Below are 18952 nucleotides of genomic sequence, written 5' to 3'. Positions count from 1 at the left end.
ATATTTAAAATTATATAGAGTCATTTATTAAATCTTAATGATATCATGAAAAACCTAAACATAAAGTCTTTCATGATATTATTTACCATTATTGTGGATTTTGAACTAATGTGGGTTGAAGCAAAATCTGTTGTTCTGGAATAAATTCTATTATAACGTTACTACTAGCATTTATCTCAAAAAATGGTGCGGCATTATTCAAGTGAGTTCCAGGATATCTTCTATTCATGGTTCTTCCGTTTCTGTAAACATCAAATTTTCTATGTCCTTCGAAAGCCAATTCTAGTTGACGTTCTTCAAGCACCAAATCTAAAACCGTTTTACCAGCTGGTATCGTAGCTAAGGTATAGGGTGGTATTTGCGCCCTTTCTCTTAATACGTTTATATTATCTAAAGCAATATTATCAGCACCTTGTTTAGCTAAAGCTTCAGCTTTATTTAGATACATCTCCGCTAAACGTGATACTGTTGGAGACCATAAATGTAAATCGTTTTCTTGCTGTGAAGCCTTTAAAATATAGAATTTAGGATAGCCGTTGCGCTTATCCATATCGAAATCAAATGTGACATCTTGCCTACCATTTGGTCCGTTAAAATAATAAACCGTTCTGCCGTTTACTGACTCTGATTGTAACGTATAATTATTACCATTATAATCAAAAGTAATAATACCTCCACTTTCTGTTGTTCTAGCAAAAACATACGTATAATTACTTTCATCAACCCAATACACGGCAGGTATTCTTTGGTTATTATCATCAAGCAGGTATTGAGGTTCAATAAACCTTTTTCTTAAGTCTCCTTTATTTTGATTAATTAAATCTAAATACGATTTTGAAGCATACATTTCTCCCCAACCTACACCATCTATTTGAGCATAGAACGAACCAATTGTAAACCAATCATCTAAACCTGGAATGTCAATACCCTTAGTTAATGTAATTGAAAATATTGCCTCTTCATTTTCAGCTGGAGCCAACCTATTCATAGTGGCAAAACTTTCATCAGATAACAGTGAATATTGACCAGAGTTAATAACTTTATCTGCATATTCTATTGCTTTAGCGTTATCTCTCATATAAAGGTAAACTCTCGATAATAAAGCTTGTGCAGCTTCTTTAGAGGCAAATGACGCTCCTTTATTTTCTGTCATTAATTCTTCTGCCTTTAATAAATCTGCTATTACTTGATCATACACTTCACCAACAGTATGTCTGTCTGGTATATCATCAAGGTTTGCTGTTAACCTTAAAGGTACAGATAGATTCGACGTTCCTTGATTATATGGTCTGCCGAAAATATTACCCATTTGAAAATACACCAATCCTCTTATGTAATAGTTTTCTCCAAGTACTTGATTTGCCTCATCTGTACCTTCTTCTAGTAATTCTAAAACTGTATTAACACCTGCTATTGTTAGGTAAGAATTTCTCCAAAATCTATCTGCCCTGTTATTATTAGGATTTCTTTGATAATTGTAAAAAAAGAACAGTGGATCTGTAGTTCCTCCACTTATCATAACATTATCTCCAGAATATTCAGACATACGATGTAGGTCATCTGACCACCCGTCGTAGCCCAACTCTCCCTTTAAGGTTAAGTAATTACCAAGAGTTGCTGCCTGTGCAGCTCCTGGATCTGCAAAAAGCTCCTCAGCGGCTATCTCTGTAAATGGGGTTCTGTCTAATTCACATGAACTTACAAATACAGTGACCATTAACAGCAATAAATAATTTATTCTTTTCATCATATCTATATTTTAATTAAAATGTAACATTTAGGCCTAAAGCATAACGCTTTGGTACTGGGTAACCTAAACTTGTAAATCCAAGACTAGTACCTCCAATACCATTACTTACTGTAGGATCTACCCCTGTAAACCTTGTTAGGGTTACCAAGTTATCTCCAGATAGATATATGTTAAAGCCTGAGAGCCCTATTTTATCTAGTACAGACTGTGGTAAGTCATAAGAAAACCTAACATTATTCATTCTTAAATAGCTACCATCTTCAAGATACCGTGTAGAGGTTTGATTACTACCTTCGTAACCACCTATGCGTGGTTTAGGGTGCGTTACTACGTCACCTGGTTTTTCCCATCTGCTCCAACCATCAGGCAATACCATTTGGTTAAATTGTAAATAGAAACCATCTGAGTCGAATAAGTTACGAGAAGCATTATATAATTCTGCCCCATAAGAAAAACTCCAATTGGAACTTAAACTAAAATTCTTGTATCTAAAATTGGTATTAAATCCTCCTATAAAATCGGGGTTTGCAGAACCAGCAATTTGTAAGGTGGCAGAATTATAATCGTTAGTAGGAGAACTAGTGCCATCTTCATTTATAATCTCATAAACGGGTTCTCCATTTGCTGGATCGACACCTATCCACCTTCTCATATAGAATGAACCGAATTCTTCACCTTCTCTAATAATAAAAGATCCTCCTAAAATGTCCGTTCCATTAGGTATTTCTGTAACTTCATTTTTATTAAAACTTATATTAAATCCTAGATTTACACCGAAATCTTCCTTATTAATAACGTCTGCCGCAAATGAAAGTTCTATACCTTTATTAACAACAGATCCAATGTTTTGAAACCTTCCTCTAAAACCAGTTATATCTGGAACTCTAGTAAAAAATAATAAATCATCACTATTTTTATGGTAATAATCTACCGTTAAATCTATTGCATTAAACAATCTAGCATCTATTCCCGCATTGGTTTCAGTAACTTTTTCCCATGAGATATCTTCTGTGCCAAGACGAGCTGGTCTTGCTGCATTAAGACCTGCATACTGAAATCCAACTGAATATGTAGTTAAAAACGCAAAACCACCAATAAGGTTACCGACTGAACCACGACTAGCTCTTAGTTTTAAGGTATTTATGGCATTTATATTAAAAAAATCTTCTTTATGAATGTTCCAACCCGCTGCTATTGAATAAAAATTACCATAACGATAATCTGGGGCAAAAGCAGAAGCTCCATCTCTCCTTAAAGATCCCTTAGCAAAATATTTGTTTTTATAGTCATATTCTGCAGATAATAAAAGTGATTGTTGCGCACTTTCTCCAGCCGAACCATTTGCCCTTACTGGTTTAATACCAAGATTTTGCACTTCGGCATTGGCTACTATATTTTCAGATTCTGTTGTAATATTTTTAGACTGTGAATCATTGTACTCATAGGCTGCTAGTACATTTACAGTATGATCATCATTAAACACATTAGAATACTTTAACATTTGATTTGTAAACCTATTTAATGATCTAAATGTAAAATCACTTACAGATCCATTTACTGGACGGCCTGCATTTGATCTTGGATCTGTATAACTAAAAGACTCGAAGTTACCCCACCTAAAGTTGTTAGTAGAAATATATGTTAGCTTTGGCAATAACTCATACTCAAAATCAAAACTGGCAAATAAATCAAAGGATCTGGAATCTGTATAGTTCCATTGGCGGTCGTAGAAAAAATTTCTCTTATCTCTACCTAACCAATCATCACCTTGTGCTTGGTTAGCATTTACAACAGAACCATCTGGAGCAAATGGCAAATCCCACGGTAAGTTTGTGTAAGCTTCATACAATGGTGCTTGATTTTGATTCTCTTTCCTATCAAAAACAAAATACAACTTTGGCTTAATAGTTAATTTATTCGAAATTTTATAATCCAAATTAGTACGATAAGAATATCTGTCTAGTTCGTTACCAATCAAAGTTCCTTCTTCATTGTAAAACCCTGATGAGATCAACAGGTTTAGTTTCTCTGTAGCAGAAGTAAAAGTAATTGAAGCATCTCTTACAAAAGCATCCTTAGTGGCTCCATCAATCCAATCATAATCTCTACTTAATAAATCTTCTGTAAACCAAGGACTAACAGTAGTATTATTACCTAAAGCTGTATGAAAATCGAACAGCTGTTGAGAATTCATAACTTCAAACTTTCCTGGATTAAACTGATTTATGGCAGATTTTACAGCTACTCTAATCTGTGGTTTAGATCCAATAGTTCCTCTTTTGGTAGTAACGATAATTACACCATTGGCACCTCTATTTCCGTATAATGCCGTAGCAGAAGCATCTTTTAAAACCGATAAACTCGCTACATCATTTGGATTTAATTTAGGGTCGGAATTCCCGAAAATTATACCATCGATAACCCAAAGTGGTGAATTTGTGTTTGCTATAGAAGATCTTCCTCTAATGAGAATGTTTGGTGAAGACCCAGGCGATCCATTACTGGGTAAAATCTGTACTCCAGTTACTTTACCTTGTAACATTGTTGCTACTTCTGGCACGGTTACATCAGCTAATTTGTCAGATTTCACTTCGACCACTGATGATGTTACTGTTTCTTTTTTCTGTGTACCATAGGCAACAACTACCACTTCATCAAGCTGATTTAAGTCTTCAATTAATGTAATATTAACTGTGGTTTGATTACCTACCAATACCTCCTTGGTTATATAGCCAACAAAGGACACTACCAAGATTTCTTTTGGTGAAGTATTTATGGAAAAGTTACCATCAAAGTCTGTAGAAGTACCTCTCGCAACACCTTTTACAAGAATGGTTGCCCCCATAATGGGAGAGCCAGACTCATCTGTTACGGTACCTTTAACGATTCTTTCTTGAGCATGTATAAATATCGAAAAGAAAAGTAAAAGGATTAGTAAAAATAATACACTTTTTTTCATATAGAAATTATTTAAGTTAGTTATTAATAGGTCTCTTTTATCCAATTATATGATTTACGCTTTATCCATGTACCTTTTGTAAAATCAGGAAAATCTTGCGGTTCACCATTATTTTCTATCGATATTTCAGAAAGAGGCGTAACGGCACTCCAAGCTGCTGCATCGTAAGCATCCATAGGTGGTGCTACATTCTGTTTAGCAGACTCAACAAAGGCATTCATAACAAAGAAATCCATCCCACCATGCCCTGAGCCTTCGGCATATTCGCCAAACTTTTTCCACAATGGGTGGTCATATTTCTTTAACCATTCATCCATAGCTTCCCAACCGTGATCTTTAGAAACGCCTTCTATATAAATACGGCGCGTATGGTAGTCAAAATCTGTTAACCCTTGAGCACCTTGCACTCTAAACCCTAATGAATAGGGTCTTGGGGAGTTTACATCATGGGTAATAATTATAGTTTCGCCATTTGTTGTTTCAATAGTAGAAGTAATAACGTCTCCTTGTTTCCATTTTAATTTGGCATTAGGATGATCTGCTCCTCCTTTATCTACTATGTATTTATGTAAGCCAACCCCTTTGGAAGCATGTGAGGTAAGAGATGCAAACCTATTGCCTCTATTGATATTTGCCATGGTAGCTATAGGCCCCAAACCATGGGTAGGATATACATCAGCATTTCTCAATAGCGAATGTTGTGTACGCCATTTAGCTTCAGACAGACCCTTTTCTCCAAACTCTACTCCACCTCCATAAGGTTGTTTACCATTATTGAATTTCACATGGCGTAGGTCATGCTGATAGCCACATCTAAAATGAAGCAGTTCGCCAAAAACATTTTGACGCACCATATTTAATACTGCCAATACATCCCTGCGATAGTTTACGTTTTCTAGGATCATCAAATGTGAGCCTGTAGCTTCGTGAACATTCACCAAATCCCAACATTCTTCTAGTGTATTTGCCGCAGATACTTCTAAACCAGTATATTTACCTGCTTTCATAGCATCACAAGCCATTCTGGCATGCCACAACCATGGCGTTGCTATTATTACGGCATCTACTTCTTTTAAGTCTAATAGATTTCTATAATCGTAGTCATTCTTTCCAAAAACTTTGGGCTTTTTGTTTCCAGATTTCTCAATCTTTTTTAAGGCTATCTCTATTCGCTTAGGATCTATATCACAAATTGCTGTTATTTCAGTATCTTTTCGTTGTAAAGCATTGTTTAAATGATTGGTACCTCTGAGCCCCACACCAATTAATGCCAATCTTAGCTTCTGTGAGTCTTTACTTAAAGATGCTCCAAAAGATAGGCTAGGAATTACCGCAATACCAGCAGATACTAAAGCTGTTTTTTTAACAAAATTTCGTCTTGAATTCATTGTTTGCATGTTTAATACACACAAATTTGGTTTATTCTTATTTATAAAAGTGTATGTGTTTTTGGCAAAAAGCAGTACTTTTTAATCTTTATTAGGTTTTTGACTAATATTTACACCTTTTTAATAAAATCATCTACCTAGAGAACTGGTTAACCAGTCAGTTTCTTAGTTTCATCCTAAAATATATTAATACCTTTACAATAATCGTTTGAAACGTCAAGTGACAATCTTAAAGAAAATGAATTCAACTAGATATATAAAAATCTTTTACTCCCTATTTTTCATTTGTTTATCCATAACATCTTTTGCACAGCATGATATAAATTTTAAGCATCTTAAACCTCAGCTTAATAATAAAGACATAAGTGTTTTAGGTACTGTACAAGATTCTTTAGGTAATATTTGGATGAATACAGGTAGTGGAATATTAAAATATAATGGGTATAGCTATCATTTTGTTACAAAAACAGATATTTTCCCAGAAATAGCTAGTACAGACGGAATTAACCATCTTCATGCAGATAGCTACAAAAATATATGGATAAAAAGCAACAATGGGTTTCTCTCTAAATATAATTCTGTTGAAGGTAGGTTCTTTGATTTTTCTAACTCTTTAAAAGAGCCTACAAGCCTCATTCAAACTACAGGCAAAGAAGCCTGGGTGGTTACTAAAACGGGTATTGTTTATAGTTTAAAAAATAAAAAAGCAGAAGTCATTACCACCATTCCTAATTTGAATGGTGTCGATAACAAAGCCGAAAGTATTGAATTTATCAATAAGGAAGAATTCTACATAAGTACATCTAAAGGTAAGATTTATCATTACTCAATAAAAACCAAAACATTAAATGAGCTTATTGGGCCATTTACAGACTATCCAGGTCCCATTGCACTGCAAGCTGATAAGGACAATAAACTATGGATAGGAACTGAAGCTTTTGGTTTACTTATTTACGATATTAAAAAGCAAGAATTTATTCAAGACGCTTTCTTAAAACAGAGCCCTTACAATCTTAATAATGAACTTTTTATAGCCTTATTTTTAGATAGTGATGGTAATATTTGGGGAGGAACAGATGGTGATGGTTTGTATAGGATTAATAGTAAAAATGGAAAGATAGACCTTTATAAAAAGAATAACTCAAATGAGTTTTCGCTTAGTAGCAATACCATAATACATATTAACGAAGATAGCCATAAGAATATATGGATTGTTACTAATTATGGTATTGTTAACGTTATTCCAAAACCCAATAAAAATGTTAACTATCTTAAAGGTTCCACCAATAATGTCCCTTTAAGAATTTTAAGTATTTATAAAGATTCAAACCATAATTTATGGATGGGTTCTGATGGAAACGGATTAACAGTAGCCAAAGATAATGCAGTACCCTCGAAGCAATTTTTTTATGACGATAATTTCTACATACAATCTATTACTGAAGATAATTACAAAAACATTTGGTTTGGCACCTACAAAAATGGTCTTTGGCATTATAATCAAAAGCTTAAAACATTTAATAATGTTTCTGTGTTTAATAACAAAAATCAGAAAGCAACAGATGTACGAACAGTATTTGGTGATTCAAAAGGAAGAGTATGGGTGGGCTCTAATGTAGCCATCAATATTTATGATGCTAATCAAAAGCCTCTTGCCAGTTTTAATTATAATGAAAACGGATTAAACGGTATTATTGTAGAAAGTATTATTGAAGATGGTCAACAAAATATTTGGTTAGGCATCTATGGTGGAGGGCTCTTTAAGTTTAACGAAAACTATAATAATATTGATTATTCTACTTTTACACATTTTGAAAATAGTGCTAATGAAAGCTTTCCTAACGTAAGGTCTATGAGCCTAGGTAAACCTCATGAAATCTGGCTTATAAACAGTAAAGGAAAGTTACTACTTTTTAATACTGAAAATAAAGAGTTTGAAGACTTTAACAACCTAAATGTTTTAACTACAAAAGCTTTTAATTCTGTAATTACTACAGATCCATATAATATATGGATGGGCTCTACAAATGGTATTCATCATTTTGACAGAAAGAAAAATCTAGTTACTACTTTTTATACAACCGATGGCTTTCAAAGTAACTCTTATATGTCAAGATCCGTCTTTAAAGATAATGGTGGCATATTGTATTTTGGTTCGAAAGAAGGTGTAAATTTTTTTAACCCTAAAAAACTGAATAAAGAAAAAACAACTACCAAACTACTCATCAGTGATATAGAGGTTTTAAATAAACCTGCAAAAAATTTATTATCTAGCCAAATAACTTCTGACATTTATAACATCGAAGATTTATATTTAAAAAATGATCAATCTTCTTTCTCAATACGATTTTCTGCCATAGATAATATTTTGAATCCTAATTATCAATATTCTTATAAACTGAATGGTTTTGATGAAGATTGGAAAAGTACTTACTCAGAAGGTCTAGCTACATATACAAATATCCCTCCTGGTGAATATACTTTAGAAATAAAAGCCACTGAAGCAAATAACAATTCTTTAACATATAAGAAAAATTTAAATATTGTCATTGAACAACCACTATGGAAAAAACCTCTGGCTTATTTTTTATACACTATACTGCTCAGCATTTTATTATTTGGAGGCTACAGATGGTACACTTTAAGAAAAAAACTACTTATAAATAAAATAAGTAGAAGAAAAGAGAATGAGTTGTATGAAGCAAAAATGAATTTCTTCGCTAAAATGTCGCATGAGATTCAAACGCCTATCACATTAATTTTAGGTCCTATTGAAGATATGCTAAAACGTGCAGAATCAAATGGAAATATGCTGTTAAAAGAACGATTAAATATTATATCAAATAATGCAAATCGCTTGTCTAGAATCGCTCGAGAATTAACTTTGACTAGAAATAAAGAATTAAACAAGTTAAAATTAGCTGTGACACAGAATGACTTGTATAATGATATCAATAAAGTTTGTCTATCATTTAAAGAATTGGCGAGAAGTAAAAAAATTGACTTTTCAGTCAATTGTCCAAAAAACTTAACCAACGCATGGTATGATAAAGAAAAATTAGAGCATATATTATATAATTTATTATCTAATGCTTTTAAGTACACGCCTCAAGAAGGCAATGTAATATTAACGGTAGCACCGATAAATAAGAAGAACTTCATTAAAATTTCAATTTCAGATTCTGGTTCAGGTATAAAAAAAGAAGAACTTGATAAAATATTTAAAATTTTTTACAGATCAAAAGGCAGTAAAAATGCCAAAGGAATGGGTATCGGGTTGGCCCTTACCAAAGAACTTGTTAAGCTACATAAAGGTAAAATTAAAGTAAATAGTAGCTCAGGAGAAGGTACAACCTTTTCGATAAAACTACCTATATCAGAAAGTCATTATGATGATTATGAAAAGATTACATCAAGCCAAGAAAACTTACCTCTAACAATAGCTGAGCAAGATAAACACAGTAAAACGGACAAAATTTTAGACAAATCTAAGAAAACCATTCTTGTTGTTGAGGACAATTTTGAGTTACAACAATTTTTAAAAGAATTATTACAAAAACAATATAACATCCTTTTGGCAGAAAATGGTAAAGAAGGATTTTATCACGCAAAAAACAATCTTCCAGATCTTATAATAAGTGATATAATGATGCCAGAAATGGATGGTATAGAAATGTGTAGAGCGCTTAAAAAACAAAACTTAACAAAGCATATCCCTATAGTTCTACTCACGGCCAAAAATTCTACCAAAGCAAAAATTGAGGGCTTAAAAACTGGGGCAATTGAATACATCAACAAACCATTTAATACCAATGAACTCATTCTTAAAATTAACAACCTACTTCTTTCAAAAGAAAATATAATCTCTAAATACAGAAAAGAACTAATTAATAAACCTGAAATAAAAATAAATAAATCTCAAGAGGAAATATTTCTTGAAAAATTGACTTTTCATGTCAATGAAAGGCTTCAAGATTCTAAGTTTAAAGTCGATGAGTTGGCTGATATTCTAAATATGAGCTATTCAAGCTTATACAGAAAATGTTTATCGGTTACAGGTTTAACACTTATTGATTTTGTAAGATTACTTCGCTTAAAGAAAGCTGCAATTTTATTGACAAAATTTGGCTATACAATTTCTGAAGTTGCTTATATGGTTGGCTTTAATGATCCTAAATACTTCTCAAAAAGTTTTAAAAAACACTTTAAAGTAACTCCTAAATCGTTTAAGAGTAAATCTATGCTTGCCGATAACTTAGAAGAGTTTTTAAAAAAGTATGCTATAAATCAAATAGAGATTAAAAGTCAGGTGCTTAATCACAAAAATTAATTGAAAAACAGTAATAATTTACTCATATATATAAAGCTCGTTTTATAGATATTGAATAAAATGACTACTGTTAATGATAAAAAATTGCCACTAGCTTATATTGAATTAGGCTAAATTTGATATGGCATATCCCAATATATTGATTATGAAAATTAAACTATTGTTAAAAGTCAAGTTTCTTGTTTTGTTAACTCTTCTGATTGCTTGCTCTGAAGATTCAGAAATTAATGATCCAGGTCCAGTTGGCGAACAAGATGAAGAGTTTAATTATACCTCATCAAGCAACTATAACTTAAATATCATCTATTTTATACCAAAAGGTATGGCAAACAGAAATGAATCTCACAAAAGGTTGAGCGAAATTCTGCTACAAGGTCAAGAGTTTTTTAAACAAAACATGGTAACGAATGGTTTTGGTGAGAAGACATTTAGTTTACTTATTGACACCCAAAAAAATAGAATTAAAATTGACTATGTTGAAGGGCAACAAGAAGCTTCTTTTTATCCTTATGAAGGTGGTGGTGTTAAAATGAAAGCTGAAATTGAAGCTTATTATAATGCAAATCCAGATAAAAACAATGGCGATCATTTCTTGGTAATATCACCTGTAGATGATCCTACCAATAGTGATGCCCCTTATTATGGGCTTGGCAAATGGTGTTTCGCAACAGATTATAATGACATGGACATAAAATACCTTGGAACGGATGGTACTTTAGGTACTAGAGCAACTACCTACATTGGAGGACTCCTTCATGAGTTAGGTCATGGTTTAAACTTGCCTCATAACAAGGAAAAGGTTTCAGATATTTCAAATTCTCAAAAAGGCACTGCTTTAATGGGCGCGGGCAATTACACCTATGGCGACACTCCTACCTTTTTAACCAAGGCGAGTTGTGCTATACTCAACAACAATCAATTATTCAATAGCACAGATAAACTATTTTATACAGGTGCAAGTGCAGTAATTGAAAATTTTCAAGCAAACTATGACAACGGATTTATAAATATCTCTGGAACTGTAAACACCGATGTACCCGTAAATTATATTAGTATTTATCATGATCCGGCCGATGACAATGCAGACTATGACGCCGTTACCTGGACTGCAGAGGTAATTACTAGTAATTTTAGCGCAAGTATGCCTATTAGTGAGTTTCATAAAAAGGGTAATACCCCATACACCTTAAGACTACGTCTTAATCATACTTCAGGCGATATAACTAACCTCTCTTATTTCTATGAATTTGAGGAAGGAATTCCAATTATCACTTTTGGTGAACAAAATTATTTAGACAGGTCTAATTGGACTATAGCGAGCTTTAGTAGTGAAGAAATATCAGGCGAAGGAACTACTGGTAGAGCAAACGATATACTTGACGATGATTATACAACCTATTGGCATTCTTGCTGGGGTGGTAGTTGCTCATCAGCATCTTATCCTCATTCTCTTACAGTCGATACTGGAGAAAATACAACTGTAAATGGATTCAGCTTTGTACAAAGACAAACACTATCAAGAGCCATTAAAGACATAGAAATTCTAATAAGTAATGATAACACTACATGGACAAGTGTTGGTGATTTTGAATTACAAAATGTAAATACTATTCAAAATATCACTTTAGATAGTGAAGTGTCATTTAGGTACTTTAAAATTGACGCAAAATCATCACATGATGGTGATCGATTTGCAACACTAGCTGAAGTAATGTGTTTCTAAATTAAACTATAATTTTCTTTCTATAGTAGAATTATAAACGCTTTCTTTTTAACTTATGGGCTAAGTTAAACCTCGTTGTATGAACATAAATGATAACAACTCTTTTGATGCTATTGTAATTGGCACAGGAATCTCAGGTGGATGGGCCGCCAAAGAACTTTGTGAGGGAGGTTTAAAAACGTTAGTTCTTGAAAGAGGAAGAAATATAAAACATATAGATGATTATGCAACAGCCAATTTAAAAGCTTGGGAGTTAGAACATAGAGGAAAACCTAGTATTGCAGATTTAAAAAAACAATTTAAGCAGAACCGAACAGGATTTGTTACCCATCAATCTACGAAGCATTGGTTTGTAAATGATCTAATACATCCGTATCAAGAAACAAAAAGGTTTGATTGGATTAGAGGTTATCATGTAGGAGGGCGCTCTCTAACTTGGGGGAGGCAAGCCTTGAGAATGAGTAATTTAGATTTTGAAGCAAATACAAAAGAAGGTATTGCTGTAGATTGGCCTATACGATATGAAGATATAGAACCTTGGTACACCCATACTGAAAAATTTATCGGTGTTTTTGGTGAAAAATTAGGATTACCGCAATTACCAGATGGGTACTTCTCTCCTCCAATGCCCTTAAATTGTGTAGAGGAAGAATTTAAAAAACGAATCCATGCAAATTATAGTGATAGAACACTAACAATAGGTAGATTTGCCAATATTACAGGCGAAAATAGGCGACAGGGAAGAGCAAATTGTGCCTACAGAAACAAATGCATGAGAGGATGCCCCATAGGGGGTTATTTTAGCAGTAATTCTTCAACATTACCAGCCGCCGAAAGAACTGGGAATATGACTCTAAGACCTTATTCAATAGCCTATGAAATAATTTATAATGAGCAAACTAAAAAAGCCATTGGTGTTAACATTGTAGATGCTCAAACTAAAGAGAAATTAACCTTTTTTGCTAAAGTGATTTTTTGTTGTGCATCTACCGTTGCTTCAACAAGTATTTTATTACAATCAACATCAGGTAGGTTTCCAAATGGTTTAGGTAATGATAGTGGTGAATTAGGGCATAATTTAATGGATCATCATTTTAGGGTAGGTGCTACTGCTGATTATGAAGGATTCAAAGATATTGCTTATACAAACACTAGACCTGCTAGTTTTCATATACCTAGATTTCAAAACTTAGGTGATTCTATGTCAAAAAATAGGTTTTTAAGAGGGTATTCTTTTCAGGGAGCAGCAAGCAGAAGCGACTGGAGAAGAGCTATTAAAGAGCTAACCTACGGACAAGAACTTATAGAGCAAATCTCTAATCAAGGTAATTGGCATATTGGCATTACTGGGTTTGGAGAATGTTTACCATACCATGACAATAAAATTACACTAAACTATAACCAAAAAGACCAATGGGGTTTGCCTACAGTTGTATTTGATTGCGAGTTTAAAGAAAATGAAAAGCTAATGAGACAAGACATGAAAACCGAAGCCATAGAAATGTTAACTAAGTCTGGATTTTCTAACGTAAAAGGGTTTGAAGAAGCCTTTATACCAGGGCATGCTATACATGAAATGGGAACCGCCAGAATGGGGCATGACCCAAAAACATCTGTACTTAATAAATATAATCAGATACACTCAGTAGCCAATGTCTATGTAACAGATGGAGCTTGTATGACTTCCTCTGGAAATCAAAACCCTTCATTAACCTATATGGCATTAACAGCAAGGGCTGCTAATCATGCTGTAGAACAATTTAAACAAGGTATTTTTAATTAAAATGGATAGAAGACAAGCCATAAAATCTATTTCAATAGCCTTTGGCAGTATGGTTGCAACACCCACACTACTCAATATTTTAAATTCATGTTCAAATGATACAACACTTAGCAAGTATTTGTTTTTAAATAAAAAGCAGACTTTAATAATCAATCATTTAGTTGATGTTATAACACCTAGTAGTAGTTTCCCTAAAATAAACCAAATTAACCTAGTAAAGTTTATTGATGAAATGTTTCATCATGTTGAGTCCTCTGAAAAAAAGAAGTTGTTTAACTCAGGAAGTATTGAATTTATCAAATCAATTAAAAACGATTTTGATATACCCATTGAAAATGCAACGACCAAAGATTTTGAAGCAATAATAAAAACCTATTTTAGTAGAGAAAAGGAAGAAGACATTTTTAAACTACTTGAAGAGGATTTTGAATTAATCAAGCAAAAATCGAAAACTGAATATTTAAGCTATTTCTTTCTTACTAAAGTTAGGTATTATTGTCTTCTTGGATATTGTACCTCACAAGTCCACGAAACACAATAAAAATAATTAGTTTCAATCATTTAGATAGTGCAAATTATATTAAGATTACGTAATTATGTTACATTATAGGAGGACAAACACCTTCAACTTTGTTATAAAAAAGAGTATATTTTTTGTCAAAATAGCACTTACACTCTAGTGTAAATTATATTAATAATATATTATTTATCAGTTATTTATGTTGAATATTTTTGATTAATTTCTATCTATCCATTTAAAATCATTCTTATGTCAATTGGAAATCTATACAAGATATTAGTACCTCTAGGTACTCAAAAATCATATTTTAAAATTCTATAAAAATGAAAAAAATCTTACCAATAATATTATTTGTTGCGTTTGTATTTACACTGAGTTTATATGCTTATAGTGGCGACGATTCTTCCCAAAGTAATGAAACACATCCAACGGAGAAAAAAATAAAAAAATTGCTATTAATAGGTATCGATGGCTGCAGACCAGATGCCCTCACTGTAGCCAATACACCTAACTTAAACAACTTAATGTCTAACGGGACCTACTCTCTACAAGCTAGACATGAAGGTATTACAATTAGCGGACCAGGTTGGAGTAATATGCTAACTGGTGTGTGGGAAAATAAACATAAAGTTGTTGACAATACATTTAACGGATCAAATTTTACAACATACCCACACTTTTTTAAGTATATAGAAGATACAAATCCTGATTTTCGAACAGTATCTGTTTCGCAGTGGCATCCCATTAATGAAAAGGTAGCCTCTGGAGTGGTAGATGTAACGGTTAATACACAAGATTCCACTTCAGATACCGCCGATAAGGCTGCTTTAGAATTATCTAACAATGACTTAACGGCGTTATTCGTTCACTTTGATGATGTTGACCATGCAGGCCATGCTTCTGGCTTTAGTCCAAATAATTCTAGTTACACTGGTGCCATTGAAAAAGTAGATGCCGCAATTGGTAAGCTAATGTCTGCCCTAAAAGCGCGCACTAATTACAGTAAAGAAGATTGGCTTATTATGGTAAGTACAGATCATGGAGGCGAAAACTTGCTTCATGGTGGCACAACAGACCCGCATAGAAATATTTTTGTAATTGCAAGTGGCGATAATATTCCTAATCAAGAAATTGCAGCTACTACCACGCAAACTACCATTGAACCCGCAGAAAATTGTCTAGACAGTACTAATGAATTATTTTTTGATGGTGAAACAAATATAGTAGTAAACAACACTAATGCACATAGTTTTGGCACCTCACAAGATTTTACAATTGAATGTAGATTTAGATCTAATAGCCCTAATGATGTAAGTATGGTTGCTAAAAAAGATTGGGTTAGTGGCTTATATCCTGGCTATGTGTTCTCATTTTCAACTGAAAGTCAGAAATTTAAAGTAAACGTCGGAGATGGTACTAATCGTGTAGATGTAGCGACCGAAGTAATTACTGATAACAAGTGGCATACTGTAAGTGCTACGTTTGATAGAGACGGTAAGTTAGATGTATATGTAGATGGTATTTTAAGCAACAGCACATCTATGTCTAATATTGGCAATATTGATAACGACTTACCCTTCACTATAGGTAAAGATGGAAAAAACAATTATGGTTTTGAAGGTTATGTTGCTGAAGTCAGGGTTTTTAACACCTTGGTAAATGCTGATGCTATTGACAGTTGGAAATGCAAGGTTTTAGACAATACACATCCTAACTATGCCAACTTGCAAGGACATTGGAAAATTACTGAAGGTACAGGAACAAATATTGAAGACTTCAGTTCAAACGCTACTAATGGCAACCTCTCAGGAGGAGAATGGAAAGATACAAACGCAACACAAGTAATAGAAACATATAATTATGATAATACACCTAGAATAGTTGATCTAGTCTCTACTGCATTAAAACATCTCTGCATACCAATACAAAGTAGCTGGAACTTAGATGGAAACGCATTAATAACAGAGAATAATTGTAATTAATAACTTTTTCAATTAACACGTTTAAAGCAAGAAAATACTATCTTGAAAAGGATAAAATCACCGACTAAAATGCTGACTAAATCACCTCTTTAAACCAAAAAAGCATCCCAAATTAGGGAAGCTTTCCATTGGTTAAGCCTATTGGCTTTCAACCTATTGCCTCATTTCTGAGACAAACAACACAACTGTTTTTATGCGGTCTGGACGGGACTCGAACCTTGCTCTGCGAGCCCTGTCGCAACGGCACTTCTGCCAAATATCTTTATTAATGTTGACGATTTGTGACCTATTTACAAATGATTGATAGCCCATCTTGTTTTCGTCTGGTGCAAAAGTAATAATTCTTTTTAATTAATAGCATTTGATAACAAAAAAATATACTGATAAGTATTATCTTATAAAAGAACATGATAATAATATTGTGTTTCGTTCAGCACATCCCTTGTATTTCATTCCAAGAAAAGAGCTTCACTAAAAATATCTTGGACACAATCCTCTTTTGGCCTTTCATTCTGTTAATCCCTTCCGCTAAGCTGGACAGTAACACTTGATTTCTGAGTCAAAAAAGGATTGAATCCGCTTGCCAACGGAAAGTCAAAGCCTAGATTTTCTTCACAGGATTCTCGGCAAAGCCCTCTTTAGCCTTTGCTCGACAATCCCTAAAAATCAAGCCTTTGCCCAAGCCATTTTAAGGGGTTTATAATGGATAAAGCCTTTGTTGTTTTTCGGGGAATCGAAAAACAGGCATGATATAACCAATTCTAATTTAGACCCCATCCACTTCACTCGCTTAACTGCCTGTACGCTCCCTTGCGAACGGTTCTAAAAGAATTGCTAATACCATTATAGAACTTGTCAAGACCATGCAAGTTTTAGTGAAAAATAAGGTTTCTACTACCTTGTTTTTAGCCCTTCGGTAAAAACTACGTCGCAGACACTCCTAATTTATTCTCTAAAAGTCTTGACAAAACCCACTTTATCCATTGTGCTCTGCACGAAAGAAATCAAACAAACACCCCTTAAAATTTAATTCAGTTTAAATCCGATAAGGGAAATATTAATCTTTAAAATTTAACATTATGAGCAGTATCAAAAATCATGTACAGTTAATCGGAAACGTTGGGCAGGAACCAACCATTACAAATCTTGAAAGCGGTAAAAAAGTAGCCCGTTTGTCATTGGCGACCAATGAGAACTACAAAAGCGGTAAAGGCGAAAAACAAACCGATACCAATTGGCATACCGTTGTGGCTTGGGACAAGGTTGCCGACATCATCGAAAAATTTGTTAGCAAGGGCAAGGAAATTGGAATTGTAGGGAAGTTAAAGACCCGAACCTATACCGAACCGATAGAGGGTAATCAACGCTATGTTACCGAAGTGGTCGCAAATGAAATTCTATTGTTAAACGGAAGACCCAATAAATAAAACCCAAAAAGAAAGAGGGTGTAACCGTCGAAAGTAGCACCCTCTTTTCATCATTCACATTAAAAATTAGAACAATGAAAGACAAAGTTAACGAAGTACAGATAAGTTACAGAGAAAAAGTAAGTACTTTAAAATCAAAAGCTTTTAATAATTCCAAAGAAGTTGCGAGGTTACTTTATAAGGGTTGGGACAAAAATACCATTGGATTGCACGAAACTTTTAAAATCCTATTGCTAAATAACTCCAATAAAGTAAAAGGTATTTACCCTTTGTCAATAGGTGGTATTACTGGAACAATGATAGATTTGCGAATATTATTCGCTATAGTATTGAATACCTTATCAGTGGGCATTATACTGACCCATAACCACCCCTCTGGAAAATTGATGCCAAGTGAAGCGGATAAAAGGTTGACAAAGAAAATCAAAAAAGCTGCTCAGCTTTTTGATATAAGAGTTTTAGACCATTTGATTATTGCTCCGGAAGGCGACTATTACAGTTTTGCCGATAACGGATTGCTCTAACCCAAAAACGTGTAATTATGGTCTATTTGAATTATAATAACCTTGATGACGAAACCCAAGAACGATTACTTTTAATGTCCAAAAAGGAAGTAGAAAGCAAGTTTGGGGAGCAACTCAGAAACCATGCCAAGAAACACTATATAAATTATAAAACCCTCTTGGAAGAAGAAGCGATACGAAATCTATACAATTATAAGTATGTTTTCAATATCTGAACAGCAAACTGAACCAAACAAGCCCATTTATTATGATGGGCTTTTTCTATGGTCAATACTTTGAATTCCATATCTTTATTGTGTTGAAAAGCAACATATTTTTGGTCATTGCCAATCCCGATTTTCGGGTGATTTGACTTTCCTTAAATGACCAATTCATCAAAAAAAAATATGGCATCCGACTTTGGTTAGGTGTCTGGAAATTTTGGTCCCTGCGGGGCAAAATTGGAAGAGCAAGAGGGTACCGTGCTGACGCAACGGTACATAATCAATTTGCTTCGCAAAACCTTTATTTACAAAGGTTTACAAACATTGATCAAAAAGACTAAAAATGGGATTTGCAGCAAAACT

At 33.5% G+C, this 18952-nt stretch carries 11 protein-coding genes; 8 read left to right on the top strand and 3 right to left on the bottom strand.

The window, feature by feature from the left end:
* Positions 1-88 precede the first annotated feature (88 nt).
* Genes AC1EUY_RS11955 through AC1EUY_RS11945 form a run of 3 tightly spaced genes read right to left on the bottom strand, consistent with a single transcriptional unit; the run spans position 89 to position 6097 of the window.
* Positions 89-1750 carry a RagB/SusD family nutrient uptake outer membrane protein gene (locus AC1EUY_RS11955; RefSeq protein WP_480195774.1) on the bottom strand — a complete coding sequence of 554 codons (1662 nt, stop codon included), beginning with the start codon at positions 1748-1750 and terminating at the stop codon, positions 89-91.
* Between the two features lie 13 nt (positions 1751-1763).
* Entirely contained in the window at positions 1764-4709 is a 2946-nt protein-coding gene (locus AC1EUY_RS11950) for a SusC/RagA family TonB-linked outer membrane protein (RefSeq protein WP_480195773.1), read from the bottom strand.
* 23 nt (positions 4710-4732) lie between these two features.
* Positions 4733-6097, bottom strand: a complete 1365-nt coding sequence (locus tag AC1EUY_RS11945; protein WP_480195772.1) for a Gfo/Idh/MocA family protein — start codon at positions 6095-6097, stop codon at positions 4733-4735.
* A 238-nt stretch (positions 6098-6335) separates the two neighbouring features.
* Between AC1EUY_RS11945 and AC1EUY_RS11940 the strand changes: the two genes are divergently transcribed.
* The 8 genes from AC1EUY_RS11940 (at position 6336) to AC1EUY_RS11905 (ending at position 18601) form a co-directional block, all read left to right on the top strand.
* The gene (locus AC1EUY_RS11940; protein ID WP_480195771.1) at positions 6336-10427 is read left to right on the top strand and encodes a hybrid sensor histidine kinase/response regulator transcription factor; all 4092 of its coding nucleotides are present in this window, start codon (positions 6336-6338) and stop codon (positions 10425-10427) included.
* Positions 10428-10572: 145 nt separating this feature from the next.
* Complete coding sequence (locus tag AC1EUY_RS11935) at positions 10573-12150, top strand: discoidin domain-containing protein (protein ID WP_480195770.1); 1578 nt, start codon at positions 10573-10575, stop codon at positions 12148-12150.
* A gap of 79 nt (positions 12151-12229) precedes the next feature.
* A complete protein-coding gene (locus AC1EUY_RS11930; RefSeq protein ID WP_480195769.1) occupies positions 12230-13933 on the top strand; it encodes a GMC oxidoreductase in 1704 nt (567 codons plus the stop codon).
* A 1-nt stretch (position 13934) separates the two neighbouring features.
* The gene (locus tag AC1EUY_RS11925) at positions 13935-14474 is read left to right on the top strand and encodes a gluconate 2-dehydrogenase subunit 3 family protein (RefSeq protein WP_480195768.1); all 540 of its coding nucleotides are present in this window, start codon (positions 13935-13937) and stop codon (positions 14472-14474) included.
* Positions 14475-14776: 302 nt separating this feature from the next.
* Positions 14777-16435: an alkaline phosphatase family protein gene (locus tag AC1EUY_RS11920; RefSeq protein ID WP_480195767.1), complete on the top strand. Its 1659-nt coding sequence runs from the start codon at positions 14777-14779 to the stop codon at positions 16433-16435.
* A 1079-nt stretch (positions 16436-17514) separates the two neighbouring features.
* Positions 17515-17862 (top strand): single-stranded DNA-binding protein, encoded by a 348-nt coding sequence (locus AC1EUY_RS11915; RefSeq protein ID WP_480195766.1) that lies wholly within the window; start codon positions 17515-17517, stop codon positions 17860-17862.
* A gap of 74 nt (positions 17863-17936) precedes the next feature.
* A complete protein-coding gene (locus tag AC1EUY_RS11910; RefSeq protein WP_480195765.1) occupies positions 17937-18386 on the top strand; it encodes a JAB domain-containing protein in 450 nt (149 codons plus the stop codon).
* Between the two features lie 17 nt (positions 18387-18403).
* Positions 18404-18601: a hypothetical protein gene (locus AC1EUY_RS11905; protein WP_480195764.1), complete on the top strand. Its 198-nt coding sequence runs from the start codon at positions 18404-18406 to the stop codon at positions 18599-18601.
* Positions 18602-18952: the final 351 nt, after the last annotated feature.

The sequence above is a fragment of the Maritimimonas sp. 2210JD6-3 genome, from assembly GCF_056591795.1.
The sequence above is the reverse complement of the archived record's forward strand: the minus strand, read 5'-3'. Positions and strand labels throughout refer to the sequence as shown.